The following is a 21,919-nucleotide window of genomic DNA, read 5'->3' on the forward strand; positions in this document are numbered from 1 at the left end:
CCTTCCCGCGGAGACGGGCGACCGGACGCACCGTCGGCCGGACGTGTGATCAGCGCCTGCGTCCGGCGCGGTCCCGTCGGCTGAGGACGCGTTGGGCGGCGGCGAGACCGGGTGCCCGGTGGGCGCGGAGTGCGGCGCGCGCGGCGTTGGCACCGGGTGCGCCGTGCACGCCTCCCCCGGGGTGCGCTCCCGCGGAGGCGAGGTAGAGGCCCGGGACGGGAGTCTCGGGTCGCCCGGTGCCGGGTACCGGACGGAAGAACAGCTGCTGGTGGAGAGCGGTCGTACCGCCGTTGATGGCGCCGCCCGAGAGATTGGCGTCGAGCGCCTGGAGGGTGGGCGGGGGGAGCACCCGCCGGGCCCGGACGAGGGAGCGGAAGCCCGGCGCGAAGCGCTCCACCTGCTGTTCCACGCGGTCCGCCATGCGTTCGGCGTCCGTGGGGCCCCAGCCGCCCGTGATGCCCTCGTCGCCGGCGTCCGCCCGGATGTCGCGCGGGACGTGGGTGTACGCCCAGGCGGACTCGGTGCCCAGGGGGGACCGCGTCCGGTCCGCGAGGGTCATCTGGCCGAACAGCAGGAAGGGCCGGTCGGGCACCTGCCGCATGGCGATCTGCGCGGCGAAACGGGTCAGCTCGTCCATGCCGTCGGCCAGGTGCACGGTCCCGGCACGGCGTGCCTGATCCGCCTGCCAGGGCACCGGGCCGTCGAGCGCCCAGTCCACCTTGAACGTGGCGAAGTCCCACTGGAAGCGCCGCAGGTCCTCGAGCAGTTGCGCGGGAAGGTGCTCATGCCCGACCAGTTCCCCGTAGAGGGCGGGCACGGCCACGTCGGCGAGTACGGCCCTGCGCGCGGGCACCGTCTCCCCCGCGGCGGTCCGCACTCCCACGGCACGGCTGCCGTCGATGACGACGCGCTGCACCCGTTCCCCGCAGCGGATCCCGCCTCCCCGTCGGCGCAGCCGCCGGACCAGCGCTTCGGTGAGCGCGCCGGCCCCGCCCACCGGCACCGGGAAGCCGTACGTCTGCCCGAGCACGGACATCAGCCAGCCGAAGCCGCCGCTGCCCGCCGACTCGGGGGCGAGGTCGGCGTGCAGGGCGTTCCCGGCCAGCAGCAGCCGGCCGCCCTCGCCGCGGAACTCCTCCTCCCCCATCCGGCGCACGGGCAGAACCAGTGACCGGGCGGTGCGCAGACCGCCCGCCGCCCGCAGGGTGCGCAGCAGCCCGACCGCGGCCCGCACCGGTGGGAAGGGGGTGAACAGGGTGCCCAGCAGGTCCGGTTGCAGCGTCTGCCACAGGGCGAACAGGCGCCGCCAGGCAGCTCCGTCACCCGGTGCGAACGCCTCCGCGGACGCGGCCGTGACGTCGATCCTCCGGTCCAGCACCATGCACCGGCCGTCGGTCAGCGGGTGCGCCAGCACGTGCGGGGCGTGGCTCCAGCGCAGGCCGTGATCCTCCAGGTGGAGGCCGGAGAGGACGGGGGACGCGGCGGCCAGGGGGTAGAAGGAGCTGAAGAGGTCGTTCACGAAGTCGGGGTGCACGCCCCGGTCGTGGCGGACCGCGCCGCCCGGCTCCGGCTGTTCCTCGATCACCTGGACGCTCCAGCCGGCGTCCGCCAGCAGGTTGGCGGCGACGAGTCCGTTGGGGCCCGCCCCGATGACCACGGCGTCAGGCATGCCCGGTCCCCCGCGCGGGGCGCGTCCGCGACGTGGACCGCTGCTCCCGGTGGCTGCTGCGGCCGTCCTCGCAGCAGCGCGCGAGGCGGGCGAGCATGGAGCGGTGGCGTATCTGGATCAGCGCCTCGACCGCGAAGTTGTGCAGTGTGGCCCCGGGCCCCTGCAGGGGATGCTCGTCCACGAGGACGAGGCAGTGCTCGCCCCACTCGCGCAGCTCGATCGAGAAGCGGGCGGAGCCGAGGAACCCGGCGATGATCTCCAGTTCCAGGAGCGATCCCTCCTGGCAGTGCCGTACGACCGTCTCGTTGCCGAGCGTCAGCGGGCCCAGCCGGATGTCGTAGGCGAGGGCCGCGTCCTTCTGCGGCCACTGTCCGCGCTTCGGGTGGGAGGCGCCCGTTCCGACGACCCATTCCGCGTACCGATGGCCGTCGGCGAGGACGTCCCAGACCGCTGCGGGGTCGGTTTTGATCACACGATGCCGCGCCGCCATGTGTGCCTCCGGGGGCAGGAGCGATGGATGTCACCGGGTGCCCGGGATGCCTCGAACCGAACCCCGGCGGCGGGCGGGAGGCGCGTCGCACCGGTCACGCAGCGGTGCCGGGTTCACCCGGACGGCTCCGTGTAGGGGGACCGTGGCGGGGAAACCGGAGGGGGCGCGGGCCGGTCCTCGACCGGACTCCGGGCGGCGGGTGCCGCGACCGACCCCGAGCAGGTCACGGCGCCCGTCTTCGCCGGCCCGTATCCGCCTTCGCCGTGCCCCAGCGGACTTGTGCGCCCCGCATCCGCCTTCCCCGTGCCCCACCGGTCTTCTGCGCCCCGCATCCGTCCTCGCCGTTCCCCGCCCGGCCGGTCCCGGAAGCCGACCGTGCCGGTCACCCGCGTCCGCGTCCGGGATACGGGCGTCCCGGGGGCGCGGGGAAGTCGCCGGCGCGGGAACAGGCGTGCGGGAGACAAGTCGGGGCACACGCAGGAACGCACCCGTGCAGGGCACACATCCCCCGTGCCATGCGCCTTCGGTGAAGGAAAGGAAAGGAGAAGCGGTGTCGTTCCTCTGGGCCATCATCGCCGGACTCATCATCGGCCTGCTCGCCAAGCTCGTCATCCCCGGACGTCAGCCGATCCCCCTGTGGCTGACCGTCATCCTCGGCATCCTCGGCGGTGTCGCCGGCAACGCGCTCGCCACCGCCTTCGGTGTGCGGGACACGGGAGGCATCGACTGGCTCCGCCACATCCTGCAGATCGGCGTCGCGGCGGTCCTGATCTCGCTCGTCACCCCGATGTGGGCCCGACGACACGCCTGACCGTCCCCGCTCCGGCCCCTCCCCCCGACCGTTCGACCGAGGGGCCGGAGCGGAGCCGTGTCCGGGTGGCACCGCTCGACCGGCGTCGGGCCCGGCCTGGCCGCCGCCCGGGTACCGGGAGCAGGCTGGGTACGTGTGCCCGCTGCCGGACGGGGGAACCGGTCCGCCCGGGTGGCGGCCCTGGCGAGAGGAGACCAGGTGACAGCTTCGTCATCGGCGGCAGACGGCCGGGACACGGGTTCCCCGGACGCCGGCTACGAGCCGGACCCGCACCGGTGGCGGGCCCTGTGGGTCACCCTGGTGGCCGGCTTCATGAGCCTGCTGGACGTCACCATCGTGGCGGTCGCCCTGCCCACCGTCCAGCGCGATCTGCACGCCTCCCCCGCCCAGGTGCAGTGGGTCGTCTCCGGATACGCCCTGAGCTTCGCCCTCGCCCTGGTCACCGCCGGCCGCCTCGGTGACGCCCTGGACCGGCGCCGTATCTTCCTGCTCGCCCTCAGCGGCTTCGTGATCTGCAGCGCGGCCTGCGGGGCGGCCCCGGACATCACCCTGCTGGTCGTGGCCCGACTCGCCCAGGGCCTGGCGGCCGGCTTCATGGCTCCGCAGAACTCGGCGCTCATCCAGCAGATGTTCCGCGGCGCCGAGCGCGGACGTGCCTTCGGCTTCTTCGGCTCCACCGTCGGCGTCTCCTCCGCGGTCGGCCCCCTCATCGGAGGCACCATCCTCGCGCTGGCCTCGGGCGCCCAGGGATGGCGGTGGATCTTCTACGTCAACGTGCCCATCGGCGTCCTCGCCGTCCTCCTCGGCCGCCGGCTGCTGCCCCGCACCCGACGGTCCGAGCGGGGCCACATGGACGCGACCGGCATCGTGCTCCTCGGCCTCGGCGTGCTGGCCCTGATGTTCCCGCTGGTCCAGGCGGACTCCGGCGGCCTCGGCCGGCTGTGGTGGCTGTTCCCGGCCGGTGCCCTGCTCCTCGCCGTCTTCACGGGGTGGCAGCACCGCCTCGTCGCGCGGGGAACCCAGCCACTGCTCGACCCGCGCCTGTTCACCACCGTGCGCGGCTACGCCGTCGGCGCCGGCATCGGCACGCTGTACTTCATCGGCTTCAGCGGCGTCTGGCTGGTCTTCGCCCTCTTCTACCAGCACGGCCTCGGGTTCTCCCCGCTGCGGTCGGGCCTCGCCGTGACGCCCTTCGCGCTCGGCTCGGCGAGCGCGGCCGTGGTGGCCGGCCGGCTGGTGGAACGGTTCGGCCGGCTGCTCACCGTGTGCGGACTGGCCGGTGTCGTCGTCGGTCTGGGCGGCGCCGCGCTGCTGCTCCGCCTCGCGCCCCTCGGCATCGCACCGTGGGTCGCGGCTCCGGTGCTGTTCCTCGGCGGCGTCGGCAGTGGTTTCGTGGTGTCCCCGAACATCACCATGACCCTGCGGGACGTGCCGGTGCGCATGGCCGGTGCGGCGGGCGGTGCCCTGCAGACCGGTCAGCGGCTGGGCGCCGCGCTGGGGACGGCGGCCCTGCCCGGCCTGTTCTACCTGGTGCTGCGCCGGAGCCAGGACTATCGCGCCGCCCTCGTCACCGCGCTGGGCGCCGCTCTCCTCGGCATGATGGCCTCTCTGGTCCTCGCGACGGCCGACTGGCAGCGCGACCGGCGGGCGAGCCGCCGGCGCCGGACGTGCCCGGAGGAGCTCGCCAACGACCCGGTGCACGCCCGGCACACCTGAGGGCTTCCCGCCAGGTCCATCAGGGTGGCCCGGGGCCGTGTCGGACGGGCGGTCCGCCGAGCCGCCCGCCATGCTGGGCCGGAGGCGGCCCCCTGAGCGGCGACAAGGAGCACAGCATGCCGAAGGACCCCGTGGAGCGATTCCTGGCGGCGCTGGATCCCGGCCACCGCGAGTCCGTCGGCGCGAAGCCCCGTGAGGAGCAGGAACAGCTGGCCGCGGCCTGGGAGCGGGAACTGGAAGCGGACGACGAGCTGGACACCCTGGACGAGTTGTCCCCGCCGGCGGCCGAGGCGGAGGCGGCCCGCCGTGTCCTGGACCGCGAGGCCGGTTAGGGCCCCGGCCGTGTGCTCCACGCTGCGATCGGCGTTAGGGTCGGCCGGATGACACTCTCCCTTCAAGAACGAGAGCAGTTCCTGGCGGAGCCCCACATCGGCGCGCTGTCGGTGGTGGAAGGGCCGGGCCGCGGCCCGCTGACGGTGCCGATCTGGTACCAGTACACGCCGGGTGGCGAGCTGTGGGTGCGTACCGGGCCCGATTCGCGCAAGGCCCGGGCGATCCGCTCCGCGGGGCGCTTCAGCCTGATGGTGCAGCGCACGCAGCCCACCGTGCGCTACGTGTGCGTGGAGGGGCCGGTCACCAGGATCGCACCGGACAGCCGCGAGCTGTCCTGGGAGATGGCCGCGCGGTATCTGCCGGAGGACAAGGTCGCCGCGTTCGTGGAGTACGACCGGACCCGGCTCGGCGAGCACTCCGTCATCTGCATGCGGCCGGAGCACTGGGTGTCCGCCGACCTCGGGGCGTTCTAGGGGCGTTCCCGCCCGCGCCCCCCTTACACGCCCGGCCCACCGTGCCCCGGCGTGCGGCCGGCGGCCGACGGCCTTTCACTCGGAGGAGGGGCCCCCGACGCCGAGCAGGGAGGCAGCGACGTGCCTGGAGACAGGAGACGGAGTACGGCGGCCGCCGTACTGATGGCGCTGGTCGCCGCCGGCGCGGGCAGATGCTCGGGCGACGGCGGCGGCGCGGCCCGGGAGGCCGCCTCGGCGGCCTCCTCCGTGGGTTCACGGGCGGCGGAGTCCCTGGCCTCGGCCACCGCCGAGGCCGGGCGCAGGCTGGAGTCGGTCAAAGGCGGCGTCGACGCCGAGGACGACGTGCGGCTCGGTGCCACCCGGACGGACGCCGACGGCCGCACCGCCGTCTCCGTGACGGCGCACAACACCGCGGACACGCGGAAGTCCTTCGTCGTCGTGGTCGGTTTCCGGGGCGGCGGCGGGAACCTGCTGGACATGGTCGTGGTGACAGTCCGCGACGTGGCGGCCGGAAAGTCCGGCACGGCGACGGCGCGCAGCAACCGCACGCTGTCCGGAACGGTGAAGGCCGGGGTCGTCACCGCCGTCCGCTACTGACGACGCGCCCTCCGCGCGCCCTGACGCGTCAGCCGTCCTCCTGGTGCAGGTCCAGGCTCGTCGTCAGGTGGACGTGGACCGTCACCCAGTGCGGGACGGCGGCGGGGGCGCCCCGGTCGTGCAGGATGCGGATCAGGTCGTCGATGAGGCGTGCCGCGACGTCCAGGCCGGTGCGGCGCAGGCGGGCCGCGCTGTCGGCAAGGGCGGTACGGGTGGCGGGGGTGAGGTGGCGCAGGCCCTGGTGGGCGCTGTCCGCGAGAGCCGTGAGGGCCGCCTCCAGGGCCCCGGTGATCGGGTCGGCCGAGGGGCGCGCGGCCTTGCCCAGGCCGGTGTCGCCCGCGCCGGGTGCCAGGTCGGGGACGGTCACGCCCCCGGTGGTCAGGACGGCGAGCGGGTCCAGCACGGTACGGCCGCGGGCCCGGCCCAGCATGCCGCTGACGGCGCGGATTCCGGGGTCGGCCAGGGCCGCGGCCAGCGCGTCGAGGCCGCCGGGGCACACGGGGTTGTACTCGGCGTGGAGGTGGACGCCGTTGCCCGCCGGATCGCGCAGGACCGCTTCGAGACGCTGCGCGGCGGGGTCGTAGCCGATCCCCTCCACGGCGTCCACCACGACCACCCGCACGGAGTCCGCCTCGATCCGGGGGCGGATCAGCCTTGGTGGGCGCTCGCCCGCCGCCCGCAGATGGGCCGCGGTGTCCCGCAGCAGCAGGCTCTCGGGCAGCTCCGTCCACGCCGAGCCGACCGGCGTGGTGCTCGTCGCGGCGATACGGCCGCGGGAGAGGGTGACCGTACGGTCCGCAGCCCGCGAGGTGTGTTCGCTGACGACGTTCGCGGTGGCCAGCGTGTGCAGCGGGGAGCCGAGCAGACGGCGGGTGGACAGGTCGTGGCCGGTCGGTGCCTCGTTCCCGGCCGGCTCCCAGCGGGTGCGCAGGACCAGGGCGATGCCGGCGTCGACGTGCGCGAAGTACGTCTCGGCCGTACGGTCCCGGGCGGTGCCGCCGATCCGGCAGCCGAGGGCCACCAGCCGCACCCGCCGCAGCGGGGTCACCGGCGGCTCCGCTGTGCCCAGCACCCCGGCCGGGTCGTGGCCGGCGGCGCGCTGCCGGGCGTGGAGTTCGGCGAGGAGGAGGGCCAGGCGTTCGGGGGTGTAGCGGGTCGCGCGGGCCGTGTACGCGTCGAGTTGGTCCCGCAGGTCGGCCACGGCGCCCGCGGGCCAGTGGCGGGAGGTGGCGGCCAGGTCCCGCCCGACGCGGCGGAGCGAGCCGGCGAACACCGGGCCCGCGTGCCGCACGCCGTCCAGGAGGAGTTCGTCGGCGAGCGCCACGGCCGCGCCGAGCGCCTCGTCCGCGGCAGCGGTCCGCGCGGTCGTGCGGCCGCCCACGGACACCTCGGTCGCCCGGTCGGCGTCCGCGGCGCGGAAGGCCCACACCGCGAGCGTGACGACCTCCCCGCGCAGGGCGGCGGCCGCGTCGGTGAGGGCGTAGCCCAGCTCGTGCGGGACGGGGAAGCGGACGGTGCAGGTGGGCAGCTCCACCCGGGGTGCCGGGTCGTCGGCGGTGGGGCGGTGCACGCGGGCCGTGTAGCCGCGGGCGCGGGTGCGGTGGGCGGCGGTCAGGGCGATGCGGCCCAGCGCGGCGGCCAGCGCGGCGTCGTCGAACTCGCCGGGCGACCAGTCCACCAGGGGCTCGTCGGCGGTGGGTGTCCCGCCCGGTGCGGCGCGCTGGTAGGCCAGGACCAACCCGATCCGGTGCCGGCAGACGGCCGCCGCGGCGCAGGTGCAGTCGGTCGCGTCCAGGCCGCGGCCCGGGGGCAGCGCGGTCTCGGTGCCGTCCGGGAAGGTGCCGTGTACGGTGCCGTCGTCGCCGACGGTCAGCACGGGGCACGCGCCGGCGGCCAGATCCTTGTCGGCGCGCTTGACCAGGCCCCGGTTGGCGAGCGAGGCGAGCGTGTCGGGCGTCAGCGCGAGCAGGTCGGAACGGGTCACCGGGCCTGCCCTCCGCGGCCGATCCGCTCCGCGACGAACTCCGCGAGCCGGCCCGGGGTCATCGCGCCCACCGGGGCGCCCGCCGCGGCCAGCCGCCCGGCGAGCTCCCGGTCGTAGGCCGGGTCGGCGGCCTCGTCCAGGGCGGCCAGGCACAGCACGGTCGTGCCCTGCTCGACCATCTGCCGCACGGTGCGTACCAGGCGGAACGGGTCGCCGCCCTCGTAGAAGTCGGAGATGAGGGCGACGATCGTCCGCCGCGGGTTCTCCACGAGCGAGGCGCCGTAGTCGACGGCGCGGGCGATGTCCGTGCCGCCGCCCAGCTGGACCCGCATCAGCAGCTCCACCGGGTCCGTCACGTCGGAGGTCAGGTCCACCACCGCGGTGTCGAAGGCGACCAGATGGGTCTTCAGGCCCGGCAGGCTCCACAGGCAGGCGGCCGTGACCGCCGAGTGGATCACCGAGCCGGCCATGGAACCCGACTGGTCCACGAGCAGCACTAGCTGCCACTGCTCCAGGTGACGGTGGGTGCGGGAGTGGAAGTGCGGCCGCTGGATGAGGATGCGGCGCTCGTCGGGCTGGTAGTGGGCGAGGTTGGCGCGGATGGTGGTGCGGAAGTCGAAGTCGCGGGCGAGCGGCAGCCGGCTGGGGCGGCGGGAACGGGAGCCGGTGAACGCCCTTCGCACCTCCGGCTGGAGACGTTCCATCAGCTGTCGTACGACCGTTTCCACGATCCGCCGTGCCGCGGCCAGGACCTGGGGGTTCATCAGGTGTCTGGTGTGCAGGACGGCCCGCAGCAGGGTCTGGCTGGGCTCGACCCGGGCGAGGACGTCCGGGTCGGTGACGATCTCGTGGATCTCGTACTGCTCCACGGCGTCGCGTTCCAGCCGTTCCGCGGTCTCCTTCGGGAACAGCCGGTGGACGTCGTCCAGCCAGTCCACCGCGGTGAGCCGGGACGGTCCGCTCCCGCCCTCGCGGGAGTCGGCCGCCCCACGGCGCACACCGCGGCGGCGCAGGTCCTCGTCGCGGCCGTACAGCCAGTCCAGCGCGGCGTCCCGGGCCGCGGACGCGCCGTGCAACGGGCCGGTGCAGCTCTCGGCGGGGGCGCCGAGGACGAGCCGCCAGCGCTCCAGCCCGGGGTCGGGGGCCGGTGGTGTGTTGGGCGCGGTCCGGGCCGGGGCCGCCGGCGTGCCGGGTGGGGCCGGAGCCGGGTCGGTGGGTGCGGGGCTCACCGGCTCGCCTCCGGGTCGGCGGCGGGCACGGCCCGGCCGAGGGGGATGACCGCCGGGGCCGCGGGGACCGCGCCCGCAGTCACGGGTTCCGCCACGGGTGCGGTCACGGGTTCCGCCGCCGACGGCATCGGCGCCAGCGCGAGGCCGTGGTGGTCGAGCAGTCGGGTCACGTTCTCCTCCAGGGCTCTGGCGCGGGCCCGCAGCAGGGGGTCGGCGGGGGTGCGGAGCAGGGAGCGGGCCGAGCCGCGCAGGCCGCGGCGCCGCAGCAGGTGTTCGGCGATGCGCTGCCGTTCGCGCGGTGGGAAGAAGGCGAAGGCCTGGCGGAGGGCGGGCAGGCCGATGAGGAAGTCGGCCTCCGACAGCCCCGAGACGATGCCGTCCACGAGGCCGATCAGGGAGTGCCCCTCGGCCTCGGTACCGTGGCCGACCTCTTCCCGGGCCACCGCGAACAGACCGGTCAGCCAGTCGCCGAGGGTGCTCACCGCGGCAGCGGCGAGCGCCTGGACCATGGGTCCGGGATCGTCGGGGACGCCCAGCGCCCAGCGCAGTCCGAAGGCGGCGCCGCGCAGCGCGGCCGGGGCGCGCGGGTCGCGGCTGATGCGGGCGGCGGCGTCGGCGGCGGCCTCGGGGGTGACCGGCAGCAGGCCGGGCGCGTGCCGCAGCGCGTCGCGCGCGGCGGTCAGGGCGCGCAGCGCGGCGAGGTCCACCGAGGGGCCGCCGTGCACCCCTTCCGCCAGTCGGAGCACCCGGTCCGCCGCGCTGCCCACCACCGTGCCCAGCAGCGGCTCCCGGGCCGTGCCGAACACCCGGTCGTGCCGCCACAGGCCCAGCGCCGCCGCCAGGATCTCGCCGAGCGGGCCGAGGTCACCGAGCCGTCCCACCTGGGCGGCGAGCGCCGTCAGCAGGTCGGTGCGGAGCGGGCCGCTCCCGCAGAGCACGGTGTCGAACAGCAGCCCGGCCAGCGCCCCGGCGTCCGGGCCGGCCGCACGTACGCGTTCGCCGAGCAGCGCCGTGGCCGCCTCGTCCAGGCGGGCCCCGTAGGCGCCGGCCTCGATCAGTGCCGCCTCCCGGCCGGCTGTCGCCGGGCGGGGTTCCCACACCTCGGTGGAGACCGGGTCGGACCCGTGGGCCGGCCCCGAGTGCCGGGTGAAGCCCGGGATGCCCAGGACGCGCAGCCGGTGCAGAGTGCGGCTGCGGGCCAGGTCCTCCTCCTTCGTCAGGTCCAGGGTGACCGGCGTGCCGGCACCGGTCAGTCCCAGCCGGGCGAGGCGGGCGGCCACGTCGTGCACCAGCGGGGGCAGCGGCGTGTCCGGGTGCAGCCGGCCCACGGCGTCACCGGTGCAGGCGGCGACCATCTCGACCACCACCGGGTGGGTGCCCGCGCCGAGGACACCCCGCGTCGTCCAGGGCAGCGGCCCGTCCAGATCGTCACCGATCAACGCGCCGGCCAGGCCGTCGAGGACGTCCACCCGGGTCTCGTACGGGTGGCCGCGCAGGCGTGCCAGGCCCTGGGACAGCGAGCGGGCGGCGATCAGGCCGGCCGTGGACAGCGGGATCCGGCGGGTCCTCAGCCGCTCGGTGACCGCGCGCAGCAGTTCCCGCCCGGCGGCCTCCGGGCCCGTCTCCCAGAGGTGCTGGTAGTAGCCGGGTGAGGGCATCCCGGACTGGTATCCGGCGAAGGCGTCCAACTGCCGGAACGAGTACGGCACGAGGAAGCTGCCGCCGAGCGCGCCGTGCGGCGGCTCGGGCACCGCGGGCCAGTCGGCGGGGGCCGCGGTGCCGCCGGCCGACGCGCACAGGGCCCGCAGGGCCGGCTGGTGGAAGCCGCCGGTCACCACCAGCACCGGACGGCCGTCGGCGCGGGCCAGTGCGGCCCGTACCCAGGAGGCCATGTACGCCTCGCGGGCCTGGTCCGCGGCGTCCGCCGCCGCGTCGCCGCGGACCAGCCCGAAGTACGCGTCGAGCCGGGCGCGGAGCTCCTCGGGGTCGGTGCCCGGCTCGGCGACCTCGAACAGCCCGTCCCACAGGGCGTCCACCGAGTCGACGGCGAAGCGCTCGCACAGCCTGCGTGTGGCCTGCTCGTACCGGGCCTCCGCGTCCGCGTAGCGGTTGGCGTACCGGTCGGTGTCGCCGGCGACGGCCGGGTGCCAGGCGGGCAGGTCGACGAACCGCACGTCGGCACCGGACGCGCGGCCCTCCCGCAGCGCGATCCACTCCGGGGAGTAGTCGCACAGCGGCGTCCAGGAGGTGGCGACCCGCCGGTCGTCGCGGTAGTGGCTGAACACGGCGACGGGCAGGGTGTGTCCGAGCAGCAGCTCGTCCATCCGCTCGTTCATGTCCGCCGGGCCCTCCACCAGCACGAACGCCGGCCGCAGCGTCCGGATCGCGTGGGCGACCAGACGCGCGCAGGCGGGCGAGTGGTGACGCACGCCGAGGAAGACGGGGGAGGTAGTCGGCGCCGGGCCCGCCTGGGCGGGCGGCCGGTCCGCCGCTGCGGCGGGCATCAGTCCGCCAGGAGGTGACGGGCCTCGTGCAGGGCCTGCCACTGCGGTCCGGGCCGGCGCGGTGCCTCCTGGTCGAGGAAGCGGCGCAGCCGGGCGAGGTCCTCGGGGCTGTCCTTCGCGGCCGTACCCGCCAGGCAGGTCACCACGTCGGCGGCGCCGCCGGGTTCACCGCGCAGGAACCAGGCCCGCACCCCGACCGCGTGCGCCACGGACACGGCCTCGGCGGTGCTCATCACCGTCGCCATCCGCTCGCTCCGCGCGGCGCCGCCTCGCAGTTCACGGAAGGTGCCGACCAGCACCTCCAGCACGTCCCGGCGCGGCGGCGGCTCCACCCCGGACTGCCGCAGCAGCGCAGCGGCCTCGGCCTCCACCAGCCGCAGCTCGGTCTCGAAGTCGGCGATGGGCAGCACCGTCTCGAAGTTGAAGCGCCGTTTGAGGGCGGCGCTCATCTCGTTGACACCGCGGTCGCGGGTGTTGGCGGTGGCGATGACGTTGAAGCCCTGACGGGCGAAGACCAGGCCCCCCGGTCCGTCGAGTTCGGGGATGGTGATGACCCGGTCGGACAGCAGGGAGAGCAGGCAGTCCTGTACCTCCAGCGGGCAGCGGGTGATCTCCTCGAACCGCACGATCCGCCCCTCGGCCATGCCGCGCAGCATCGGCGCGGGCACCAGGGAGCGGGCAGAGGGGCCCTCGGAAACCAGCAGGGCGTAGTTCCAGGAGTACTTGATCTGGTCCTCGGTGGTGGCCGCGCCGCCCTGCACGGTGAGCGCGCTGCTGCCGCTGACGGCCGCCGCGATCAGCTCGGACAGCAGTGACTTGGCGGTGCCGGGCTCGCCCACCAGCATCAGGCCCCGGTTGGTGGCCAGCGTCACCAGGGCTCGCTCGACCAGGGAGACGTTGCCGACGAACTTGCGGCTGACGCCGGCTTCCTCGTCGCCGACGATGAACCGGCGGGCCGCCCGGAGGCTGAGCCGCCAGCCCGGAGGGCGGGGGCCGTCGTCCGCGGCGCGCAGGGCGGCCAGTTCGCCGGCGTGGCGGACCTCGGCGGGCGGACGCTGGGGCAGTGCCTCCCCGGTCCCGCCGGTCTCTCCGGTCTCCTCGACCTCGACGGTGGCGGTCACTTGGCGGTCACCTCGGTGAGGTCGGCGAGGATCTCCGAGGCGACGACCGGATCGAGGTCGCCGAAACGCAGCGGGTACGCGCGGCGGGGCCAGTAGTCGCCGGGGGCGGAGTCGAGCCAGACGTTCTCGAACGTCTGGTCGGGGAACACGTCGAGCGCGCCGACGGCGATGCCCTCGTCGAGCCCGATGACCACGTAATGGTCGTCGTCTATGCGCCGGTGGAACCAGCGCTCCACGCCCGCGTCCTGCGGTTCGCCGCGCTCCCAGCCCCGCTTGGTGAGGCCGAGCAGCTTGCCGACCGGCACCCGCGCGCCCTCGAACCGGGTCAGCCGGTGTCCGGCGGCCTCCTCCTCGGTCAGCGTGTGCACGGCCCGGCCCAGCTGCGGGAACGGCTGGAGGATCTCGTAGTCGGCGAAGAGCTCCGACCACGCGTCGAGGTCGTCCGCCAGGTGCAGCGGGTGCGCCACGCGGACCGTCGCCTCCTCCGGCAGCGTCAGCTCGTCGTCGTGGACGTCGGCGAAGGTGCGGTCCTCCGCCACCCGGAAGGCCGTCGCGCGCTCGCCGGTGCCGCTGATCCAGACCAGGCGCCGGACCAGGTGCCACACCAGCGGATGGGCGACGAACAGCTCCCGGAACTCCGCGGCGGTCCAGGTGCGCCGGGTCACCATCGCGGCTTCCAGGCGCCTCACCTGGTCGCTCGCGACGGTCCGGACGTCCTTCTTCAGCGCGGCGAACCGCTTCCGCTCGGCCGGGGCCAGCTCCGGGTCGTCCTTGGCGCCGGGGGCGGGCAGTGCCTTGCGCTGCTTGCCGTCGGCGTCACGGACGTAGGGGCGCAGCTGCTCGTCGAAGCCCACGGTGAACTGCCGGGGGCCGTAGTCGATGACGGTGCTGCCGTCGGCGTCGAGGCCGAAGTCGGGCACGAGCCGGTCCCCGAGCTGCTCACCGGTCAGGCCCAGGCCCTCCGCGACCTCGGCGATCTTCTCCTGGGCGCGCAGTTTGAGCGCCTTGAACGGGACGCGCTGAGCGATGCCGTGCAGATGCATCAGCGCGACGTCCGTGCCGATCGCCGCGAGCACGGCCAGGCCCTCCACGGCGCGCTGGTGGCCGCCCTCGCCGGGCCACGCCCGTACGACGGGGGTGAGCCGGCGCACGGTGTCGTCGTCGCCGAGCCAGCCGAGCGCGTGCAGCGCCCAGCTCTCCTTGGGTGGCATGCCGGCCAGCCGCCACTGCTCGAACAGGCTCCAGGCGAATTCGGCGAGGGAGTCGGCGGTGCAGTGCGCGGTCAGCACCTCCACGCCCGGGTAGACCTCGCCGGGCTTGGACAGGGCCAGCACCATCAGGGCGTTGCGGACGGCGTCGGCGGGCAGGGCGCCGCCCTCGGTGAGCAGGATCTGCGGCAGCAGCGCCGGGTCCGCCCAGGCGCCGACCGCGGGCAGGCGCGCGGGCAGGGCGCTGACGAGCGGGTCGACGGCCAGCGTCTCCGCCACGATGTCCGCGGCCTCCGCGCCGCGCTCGGCGACGGCCGCCGTGACCGCCGCGCGGCCGTGGGCGTCCGCCAGCAGCCGCAGCGCCTTCTCCGCGCCGCGCCGGACCGCGCCGGCGGGCCCCACGGCGTGTGGGACGAGGAAGGGCACCGCGTCCAGGCCGTGCCGGGCCAGCCAGGCGCGGGCGGTGGCGTCGGCGGACCTCAGCCGGGCCAGCCAGTCGCACACCAGCGCGGCGACCTCGACGTCCCCGTACGGCAGCACCAGCACCCCGAGGGTGCCCGGGTGCCGGGCCGCGGCCCGCCGCATCAGCGGCAGGGCGGCCAGCGTGTGTCTGGCGGCGACCGGCTTCAGTGCCGTCTCGCCGTCCCAGTAGTCGTCGGGGGCGCAGTCGGCGAGCAGCGGTCGTACGACGTCCTCGGGGCCTTCGACGAAGAGGCGCACGTGGTGGAAGCTCCCGAGCCGCCCGGTGCTCTTCAGGTACTCGATCTGGCGGGACCAGTCACGGTCGCCCTGCCACCTGTCGTACCACGTGTCTGCCTTCCTCCAGGCGTCCTGCTCGCCCGGCTGCCACAGCATGTGCGGCTCGGGGGCCGCCGGGACCTCGGCGGCCACCCGGGTCCTGCGGGCCTTGCGCTTGGCTGTCCACGGCGGGCTGACCAGCAGCGCGGGCAGCGCCTCGGCGGGAGTGTCGGCGACCCGGTCGGTACGGGTGAGGTGGGGCGTCACGAGGGCGGCGACCTCGGCGGGCAGCTCGGGCAGCACGGCCGCGGCCGTACCGGTGTGCGCGAGGACGTGCGAGACGAGCAGCTGCCCGGCCATCGACGCGTTCTTGCCGGCGCCGGCCGCCTCCGCGCCCAGCAGGCGCAGGGCGCGCACCGGGTACCGGCGCATCGCGTCCAGCAGGTGCGGGCGGACGTGCTTGTCGCCGACGCGGTCCAGGAGGAGCTGGAACGCCTCGTCCGTCGGCAGTTCGACCAGGGCGTTGGCGAAGCCCCTGGTCTGCTCGGAGTTGTAGGCCCGGTCGAAGGCCTCGTCGAGGAGCGGGGCGAAGGCGGGGCCGGTGCCCTCGGCGAGGGTGGCGACGAGCGCCGTCGTCCAGCCGTTCCAGCCGAGGCCCGCCCGGCGGCCGAAGTGCTTCAGCTGTTCCGGTGAGTTCAGCGAGCACAGCAGCATTGCCCGCAGCAGCTCGTCGGCCTGCGGGGCGTCGACGCAGCACTCGTCGGTCCACTCCTGCTCGGTGGGGAGCAGGTACGACACGACGATGCGGCGGCGTACGCCGGTCCGGCAGCCGGACAGTGCGGCGACCGTCTCCCGGTAGGTGTCCTCGTCGGCCACGGACAGCAGGGCGCGTACGCGGTCGGCGAACTTCGACCGCGCCCAGTGGGCGCCCGTGGTCGCGCCGGCGCGGAAGCCGAGCCAGGGGTCCTCGCGGCGGGTGCCGCTCTGGTGGTAGTGCGGTTCGACGTCGAAGTACTCCACCACCGCCTGCGCGGCGAAGGCCAGGCCGTGCGCCCGGACCCAGGCGTCGACGTAGATGCCGTCCGGGTACTGCCAGGGGAAGGTGAGCGACGCGACGACGGCGGCGCCCAGCGGGTTGTGACGGCCGCTCAGGTGGTCCCGGGTGGCCTGGACGAGCCGCGGGTCGCTCTTCGGGGCGCTGAGCATCGCCTCGATCCAGTCCGTCTCCTCGTGGAGCCGGAACGCCGTCCGCTGCTCGGCCTCGGGGTGCGGCCCGGGCACGCCGCGCTCGATCCCGCCCCGTCGCGGATACACCAGCCGCCGCCAGGCGGCCGGCATCCGGAACGTCTCCTCGTCGGGCAGCGCGGCCGGCGTCTCCGCCGCCTCCGCCGCCGGTCCGGCGGCCACGAGAGCGTCCCCCTCGGCCTCCTCCCCCACCGACCCCACCCCGACCGACTCCGTGCGCCGCACAGCCCCTCCTCCACCGATCCCGGTGGGATCGCTAGCTTGATCAGATGTCCGTCACGGTATCCGGCCCCACTGACAACGCCCCGCGGACGGCCGTCCGACCGGCCTGCTCGGCGAGCGCCGCCCGCCCGCCAGCCAGCCAGCCAGCCAGCCAGCCAGCCACGGGCCTGTGCCACACATGCCGCCCCGAACCCGACCCCGCCGACGGCTCTGCTCAACGCGCGCCGTCCGCCTGCCCGGTCGGGGCCGAGGCCGGTGCCGGTGCCGGTGTGCGGGAGGCGGTGCGGTGGTTCCTGCCGCGCCTGGTGAGTCCCCAGGGCTTGAGGACGGAGATCACCGTCATGAAGAGGTAGGCGGACAGGGAGACGACCGGGCCCGGAAGGAGGTCGCCGGGGCCGGGCAGTGGCGCGCCCGCCGCGGTGTCCGCCGTGATGTCCGCGACCGCCGAGTCCAGCCCCGGCCGCAGGGCGAACGCCGTGGCGGCGGTGGCGGCGAGGGTCAGCCAGAACTTCGTGACGACCCACCGGTGGCGGGCCAGTCCCCAGGGTGTCCCCACGGACAGCACGACACCGCTGAGGAAGGTGAGGAACGCGAGCGGGAGCAGCAGCCAGTCCGCGAAGAGCTCCATCGCCCGGACGGATGCCTCGGCCGTCACCGCCGATCCGGTCGTGGTGGCGGTGACGGCGAGAGCGAGCAGCCCGAGCGTCAGCCCGAGCCAGCTCGCGGAGGCGGCCACATGGACGACGAGGGAGGCCCGGCGAGCGGGTCGGCTCAACTTCATGCACGCCACGGTGCCGGAGGAGGCCCGTGCTGCCGTCCGGCGGCCGGAGTAACCCGGTGTACTCGGCGCGGAGTACGCCGCCGGCTCTCAGGGGGTACTCTCCGGGATGGTTGCGCGACTCGAAGGAGTAGCGCCGCCTGTTGGAGAGTCCCGGCCGCACCTTCCAGATGGCGCCCTGCTTCAGCAGGTCACTGCTGCCGGAGTCGACCACCGCGGTGAAGCCGAGCCCGTCCTGGTGACGGAAGTAGCGGTCGGTGCAGCCGGGGGTGGTGACGCGGATCGGGACGTACACCGCCGGTGTAGGTGTGCGGTCGGCCGGTGTACCCGGCTCAAGCCGGTGTACCTCCGCGGGCGCGCGGCCCGTGTACATGTGCGAGCGTTCAGCCGGTGTACGTGTGCAGGGTCAGTACGTGTGCAGGGTCAGGCCGTACCGGCCGAGGATCTCGTTGACCGGCTGGAACCAGGTCTCGCCGCCGCTGGTGCAGTTGCCCCAGCCGCCCGAGGTGACGCCCTGGGCCTGGTCGCCGGTGATGAAGGACCCTCCGGAGTCCCCGGGTTCGGCGCAGACGCTCGTCTTCGTCAGCTGGTGCACCGCGCCCTGGCTGTAGTTGACGGTCTCGTTCGTCGCCAGCACCGTCCCGCAGTGCCAGTGCGAGGTCGATCCCGAGCGGCAGACGGAGGAACCGACGGGCGCCACGGCCGAGCCGCGCACCAGCTGGTCGGGCACGGTGCCCCAGCCCAGCACCACGGGGACCGTCCACCAGCCGCTGCCCACACTCACCCAGGCGTAGTCGTTGTCCGGGAATGAGGAGCCCTGGAAGGTGCCGATGTAGGAGCCGTCCCAGCCGCTGACCCCGGCGCCGGGCGAGCCGCAGTGCCCGGCGGTCACGAAGCCGCCGTACACCGAGAAGCCTATGGAGCAGCGGACGTTGCCCGTGTAGTAGGGGTCGCCGCCGACCGTTCCCGCGGCGAAGGTCCGCGGGGCTGCGGAGACGATCCTGACCGTCACGGGACCCGTCTCGCGGGCCTGGGACACGAAGCGTCGGACATCGTTGTCAGAGCGGTCTCCGCGCACGACGTCGACGACCACGGTGCCGGCCACCGGATCGACGTGCCAGCCGCTGACCCCGGGCGGGGCGGACAGGCGGTCGATGCGGGCCTTCACGGTGTCCAGCCGGCGGGCCGTGTGGGCTGCCGTGCGGATCTCGGCCCCGGCCGCCCTGATCGCGCGGCGCGTCTGCGGCGAGGCGTCCGGCGTGAGCGCCACGGTCAGACGCCCCCGCGCGGCGTCGAACCAGGAGCCCGCGTAGGCCTCGCCGGCCGTCCGGCGCACCTTCGGAGCGAGCAGGGCCGCGGTCCGCTCGGCCGCGATCCGCGTCTCGGCCTGCTTCCGCGTGAGGCCGAGGTCGCGCTGCAGGGCGGCGAGGAGTCCGTCGGAGACCGGCCTGGCGGAGGTGGGGGGTGAAACGGACCCGGTGGACCCGGCGGGCGAGGTGGATCCGGTAGGCGCGGCGGGGCCCGTCGCCGCCGCAGGGACCGTTCCCGCCGTGGCCAGGCCGCCGAGGAGCAGCAGCGTGGCCAGTACGGTATGCGCAAGTCGTGTGCGTCTCATGGGAGTTGCCCTTCGTCGTTCCAGGGGTGGGGTGGAACAGCCGATGTCTGAGAGCGCTCTCATGCGTGGCGGGACAGAGCCTAGCCGTCGCCTTGCGTCAGGTCCATGCCAATGCAGGACTCCGCAGAGAAGTCGACCGCGGCCCGGTCACGATCCGGGGCGGGCCCGGCGCCGCGGGCCGTCGTCGAGCGGCACGTGCTCGCACGTCCCGGAAGTTGCCCTTCCGGGCAGCACTCGCGTCCTGCCCGTCCTGCCCGGGGGTGTGCCCCGGGCAGGACGTCGGCGCCCGGCGGGCCGGGTTACAGCGCGCGTTCCAGGCGGTCCGCCATCAGCTTGACGAAGCGGGCCGGTTCCTTCGGCTGGCCGCCTTCGGCCAGCACGGCCAGGCCGTGCAGGAGCTCGGCGGTCTCGGCGAGCTCCGTGCGGTCCTCGCGGTCCTTGTACGCCTGGTTGAGGCCCTTGACCAGCTGGTGGTCGGGGTTGAGCTCCAGGATCCGCTTGGCGCGGGGCACTTCCTGGCCCATGGCGCGGTACATGTTCTCCAGGGCCGGGGTCAGGTCGTGCGCGTCGGAGACGACACAGGCCGGCGAGACCGTGAGGCGGGAGGACAGGCGCACCTCCTTGATGTCCTCGTCCAGCTGCTCCTTCATCCAGCCGAGCAGCCCGGCGTAGTCCTCGGTCTGCTTCTCCCGCTCCTCCTCGGAAGCGTCCTCGTCCTTGGCGTCGAGGTCGATCTGGCCCTTGGCGACGGAGCGCAGCTTCTTGCCCTCGTACTCGCCGACGGCGTCCGCCCACACCTCGTCCACCGGGTCGGTGAGCAGCAGCACCTCGATGCCGCGCTCCCGGAACGCCTCCATGTGCGGGGAGTTCTCGATGCTCTGCCGGGACTCGCCGGTCAGGTAGTAGATGTCCTCCTGACCGTCCTTCATCCGCTCGACGTAGCCCTTGAGGGTGGTCGTCTCGGTGTCGTGGTGCGTGCTGGCGAACGAGGCGACCGCGAGGATGGCGTCACGGTTCTCGGAGTCGGTGACCAGCCCCTCCTTCAGGACCGTGCCGAACTCCCGCCAGAACGTGCCGTACCGCTCCTGGTCCTTGGTCATCATCTCCTTGACCGTGGACAGGACCTTCTTCGTCAGCCGCCGCCGCATCATCTCGATGTGGCGGTCCTGCTGCAGGATTTCACGGGACACGTTGAGCGACAGGTCCGCCGCGTCGACGACACCCTTGACGAAGCGGAGGTACGGCGGCAGCAGCGCCTCGCAGTCGTCCATGATGAACACGCGCTTGACGTAGAGCTGCACCCCGCGCTTGAAGTCCCGCGTGAACAGGTCGTGGGGGGCGTGCGCGGGGAGGAACAGCAGGGCCTGGTACTCGAAGGTGCCCTCCGCCTGGAGCCGGATCGTCTCCAGCGGGTCGCGCCAGTCGTGGCCGATGTGCTTGTAGAGCTCGTGGTACTCGTCGTCGGACACCTCGTCGCGGGGCCGCGCCCAGAGTGCCTTCATGGAGTTGAGCGTCTCGGGCTCGGGCGCCTCGTCGCTCTCGCTGGACTTCTCGGGCACCATCCGGATGGGCCAGGTGATGAAGTCCGAGTACCGCTTGATGATCTCCCTGATCTTCCACGGGGAGGTGTAGTCGTGGAGCTGGTTCTCCGGGTCGGCCGGCTTGAGGTGCAGGGTGACCGAGGTGCCCTGCGGGGCGTCGTCGACCGTCTCCAGCGTGTACGTGCCCTCGCCGCGCGACGTCCAGCGCGTGCCCTGGGTCTCGCCGGCGCGCCGGGTGAGCAGGGTGACCTCGTCCGCCACCATGAAGCCGGAGTAGAACCCGACGCCGAACTGGCCGATGAGCCCCTCCTCCCCGGCCTTGTCCTTGGCGTCCCGCAGCTCCTGCAGGAACTTCGCGGTGCCCGAGTTGGCGATCGTGCCGATGAGCTGTCCGACCTCGTCGTACGACATGCCGACGCCGTTGTCCCGCACGGTGAGGGTGCGGGCCTCCTTGTCGACGTCGATCTCGATGTGCGGGTCGGAGACGTCGGCGTCGAGCGAGTCGTCCCACAACTTCTCCAGGCGCAGCTTGTCCAGCGCGTCGGAGGCGTTGGACACGAGCTCCCGCAGGAAGACGTCCTTGTTCGAATAGACCGAGTGAATCATCAGCTGGAGCAGCTGACGGGCCTCTACCTGAAACTCGAAGGTCTCAGACGGCATGATCGCGAATACCTCACAGGTCCTGTCACCGAAACTGGTGAAGCCACTGTAAAACACCACGTCAGCGCGGCGGGCGGAAGAGGGGGCGGTGGCTGGATCCGTACCCTTGTCCCAAGGGTGGCGACCCCTTGTCCCTAGGGTGGCGACCCCTTGTCACTAGGGTGGCGACGCGCTTCGACACCGTACGCAACCGATCCCTCACGGTGCGAAAGATCCACTCGGAGTGCATTCGGCGCTCATAACCACCGGCCCCCCGGGTACTCGCCGGGTGCAACGAAGCTCCGACGAGGGGAGACGCTGAGATGAGCACGGTCAGGGAAGCGGTGGAGGTCGAGGTTCCGCTGCACACCGCCTACAACCAGTGGACGCAGTTCGAGGACTTCCCGAACTTCATGGAAGGCGTCGAGGAGGTCAGGCAACTGGACGACCGGCACAATCACTGGACCACGAAGATCGGCGGCGTACGGCGGGAGTTCGACACCGAGATCGTCGACCAGCTGCCCGACGAACGCATCACCTGGCGCACCACCAGCGGCGACACCCACCAGAAGGGCACGGTCCGCTTCGAGCGCCTGGACGACGCCCACACCAAGGTCGAGCTGGTCATGGACGTCGAACCCAGCGGGGCCATGGAACGGACCGCGGATCTGCTGGGCACGATCGACCGGCGCGTCAAGGGCGACATGAAGCGGTTCAAGGAGTTCATCGAGGAGCGCGGCGCGGAGTCCGGCAGCTGGCGCGGCCGGATCAAGCCGGGAGACGGCGGTTCGACGCCGCTCTGAGCACGCGGGGAGGCCTCGAACGGACATACGGACGGGCGAGAGAGACAAGACAGAGAAGACGGACCCGCAGAGGCACGGACACACGGACACGACATGCGGCGGGGGGGGGGGGGGGGGGGGGGGGGGGGGGGGGGGGGGGGGGGGGGGGGGGGGGGGGGGGGGGAAGACGCAGAGGGATTTGTTTCCTTCTCGTCCCTGAGACC

The 21,919-nt window shown here is 74.0% G+C and carries 16 protein-coding genes and 1 pseudogene; 6 read left to right on the top strand and 11 right to left on the bottom strand.

The window, feature by feature from the left end:
• Positions 1-49 precede the first annotated feature (49 nt).
• Positions 50-1,669 (bottom strand): phytoene desaturase family protein, encoded by a 1,620-nt coding sequence (locus ACZ4VF_RS21695; protein ID WP_467927834.1) that lies wholly within the window; start codon positions 1,667-1,669, stop codon positions 50-52.
• Positions 1,662-2,159: an SRPBCC family protein gene (locus ACZ4VF_RS21700; protein WP_467927836.1), complete on the bottom strand. Its 498-nt coding sequence runs from the start codon at positions 2,157-2,159 to the stop codon at positions 1,662-1,664. The genes ACZ4VF_RS21695 and ACZ4VF_RS21700 overlap by 8 nt, the downstream gene beginning before the upstream one ends.
• Positions 2,160-2,709: 550 nt before the next feature.
• On the opposite strand from ACZ4VF_RS21700, the gene ACZ4VF_RS21705 reads away from it, so the two are divergent.
• From ACZ4VF_RS21705 to ACZ4VF_RS21725, 5 genes are all read left to right on the top strand, one after another.
• A complete protein-coding gene (locus ACZ4VF_RS21705; RefSeq protein ID WP_467927837.1) occupies positions 2,710-2,970 on the top strand; it encodes a GlsB/YeaQ/YmgE family stress response membrane protein in 261 nt (86 codons plus the stop codon).
• Between the two features lie 198 nt (positions 2,971-3,168).
• Positions 3,169-4,686 carry an MFS transporter gene (locus ACZ4VF_RS21710; protein WP_467927838.1) on the top strand — a complete coding sequence of 506 codons (1,518 nt, stop codon included), beginning with the start codon at positions 3,169-3,171 and terminating at the stop codon, positions 4,684-4,686.
• A 116-nt stretch (positions 4,687-4,802) separates the two neighbouring features.
• On the top strand, positions 4,803-5,018 hold the full coding sequence (locus ACZ4VF_RS21715; protein ID WP_189295676.1) for a hypothetical protein: 216 nt from the start codon (positions 4,803-4,805) through the stop codon (positions 5,016-5,018).
• Positions 5,019-5,066: 48 nt separating this feature from the next.
• On the top strand, positions 5,067-5,492 hold the full coding sequence (locus tag ACZ4VF_RS21720; RefSeq protein ID WP_467927839.1) for a pyridoxamine 5'-phosphate oxidase family protein: 426 nt from the start codon (positions 5,067-5,069) through the stop codon (positions 5,490-5,492).
• A gap of 120 nt (positions 5,493-5,612) precedes the next feature.
• A complete protein-coding gene (locus ACZ4VF_RS21725; protein ID WP_467927841.1) occupies positions 5,613-6,089 on the top strand; it encodes a hypothetical protein in 477 nt (158 codons plus the stop codon).
• A 28-nt stretch (positions 6,090-6,117) separates the two neighbouring features.
• Here ACZ4VF_RS21725 and ACZ4VF_RS21730 read toward each other — a convergent pair whose 3' ends face one another.
• The 9 genes and pseudogenes from ACZ4VF_RS21730 to htpG all read right to left on the bottom strand — a co-directional run bounded on the left by ACZ4VF_RS21730 (position 6,118) and on the right by htpG (position 20,934).
• Positions 6,118-8,073, bottom strand: coding sequence for a hypothetical protein (locus tag ACZ4VF_RS21730; RefSeq protein ID WP_467927842.1), 1,956 nt, complete (start codon positions 8,071-8,073; stop codon positions 6,118-6,120).
• Positions 8,070-9,302, bottom strand: a complete 1,233-nt coding sequence (locus ACZ4VF_RS21735) for a VWA domain-containing protein (protein ID WP_467927843.1) — start codon at positions 9,300-9,302, stop codon at positions 8,070-8,072. Before ACZ4VF_RS21735 ends, ACZ4VF_RS21730 begins: the two co-directional genes overlap by 4 nt.
• A complete protein-coding gene (locus ACZ4VF_RS21740; protein WP_467927844.1) occupies positions 9,299-11,806 on the bottom strand; it encodes a DUF5682 family protein in 2,508 nt (835 codons plus the stop codon). Before ACZ4VF_RS21740 ends, ACZ4VF_RS21735 begins: the two co-directional genes overlap by 4 nt.
• Positions 11,806-12,927, bottom strand: a complete 1,122-nt coding sequence (locus tag ACZ4VF_RS21745; protein ID WP_467927846.1) for an ATP-binding protein — start codon at positions 12,925-12,927, stop codon at positions 11,806-11,808. Before ACZ4VF_RS21745 ends, ACZ4VF_RS21740 begins: the two co-directional genes overlap by 1 nt.
• Positions 12,924-16,343, bottom strand: a complete 3,420-nt coding sequence (locus ACZ4VF_RS21750) for a DUF4132 domain-containing protein (RefSeq protein WP_467927847.1) — start codon at positions 16,341-16,343, stop codon at positions 12,924-12,926. The genes ACZ4VF_RS21745 and ACZ4VF_RS21750 overlap by 4 nt, the downstream gene beginning before the upstream one ends.
• A 211-nt stretch (positions 16,344-16,554) precedes the next feature.
• Entirely contained in the window at positions 16,555-17,121 is a 567-nt protein-coding gene (locus ACZ4VF_RS21755) for a DUF2269 domain-containing protein (RefSeq protein ID WP_467927848.1), read from the bottom strand.
• Between the two features lie 94 nt (positions 17,122-17,215).
• Positions 17,216-17,437, bottom strand: a pseudogene (locus tag ACZ4VF_RS21760) (AbfB domain-containing protein); the annotation flags it as partial.
• Positions 17,438-17,524: 87 nt separating this feature from the next.
• Positions 17,525-18,733: an alpha-lytic protease prodomain-containing protein gene (locus tag ACZ4VF_RS21765; protein ID WP_467927849.1), complete on the bottom strand. Its 1,209-nt coding sequence runs from the start codon at positions 18,731-18,733 to the stop codon at positions 17,525-17,527.
• 299 nt (positions 18,734-19,032) lie between these two features.
• Entirely contained in the window at positions 19,033-20,934 is a 1,902-nt protein-coding gene (htpG, locus tag ACZ4VF_RS21770; RefSeq protein WP_467927851.1) for a molecular chaperone HtpG, read from the bottom strand.
• Between the two features lie 302 nt (positions 20,935-21,236).
• Here htpG and ACZ4VF_RS21775 point away from each other — a divergent pair, with 302 nt between their 5' ends.
• Positions 21,237-21,716, top strand: coding sequence for an SRPBCC family protein (locus ACZ4VF_RS21775; protein WP_467927852.1), 480 nt, complete (start codon positions 21,237-21,239; stop codon positions 21,714-21,716).
• Positions 21,717-21,919: the final 203 nt, after the last annotated feature.

It is taken from the genome of Streptomyces sp. NPDC029151, assembly GCF_055564315.1.

Coding starts and splice junctions, on each gene's coding strand:
- ACZ4VF_RS21775 (WP_467927852.1), top strand. CDS start 21,237: ATGAGCACGGTCAGGGAAGCGGTGGAGGTCGAGGTTCCGCTGCACACC.
- ACZ4VF_RS21720 (WP_467927839.1), top strand. CDS start 5,067: ATGACACTCTCCCTTCAAGAACGAGAGCAGTTCCTGGCGGAGCCCCAC.
- htpG (WP_467927851.1), bottom strand. CDS start 20,934: ATGCCGTCTGAGACCTTCGAGTTTCAGGTAGAGGCCCGTCAGCTGCTC.
- ACZ4VF_RS21740 (WP_467927844.1), bottom strand. CDS start 11,806: ATGCCCGCCGCAGCGGCGGACCGGCCGCCCGCCCAGGCGGGCCCGGCG.
- ACZ4VF_RS21700 (WP_467927836.1), bottom strand. CDS start 2,159: ATGGCGGCGCGGCATCGTGTGATCAAAACCGACCCCGCAGCGGTCTGG.
- ACZ4VF_RS21695 (WP_467927834.1), bottom strand. CDS start 1,669: ATGCCTGACGCCGTGGTCATCGGGGCGGGCCCCAACGGACTCGTCGCC.
- ACZ4VF_RS21765 (WP_467927849.1), bottom strand. CDS start 18,733: ATGAGACGCACACGACTTGCGCATACCGTACTGGCCACGCTGCTGCTC.
- ACZ4VF_RS21715 (WP_189295676.1), top strand. CDS start 4,803: ATGCCGAAGGACCCCGTGGAGCGATTCCTGGCGGCGCTGGATCCCGGC.
- ACZ4VF_RS21755 (WP_467927848.1), bottom strand. CDS start 17,121: ATGAAGTTGAGCCGACCCGCTCGCCGGGCCTCCCTCGTCGTCCATGTG.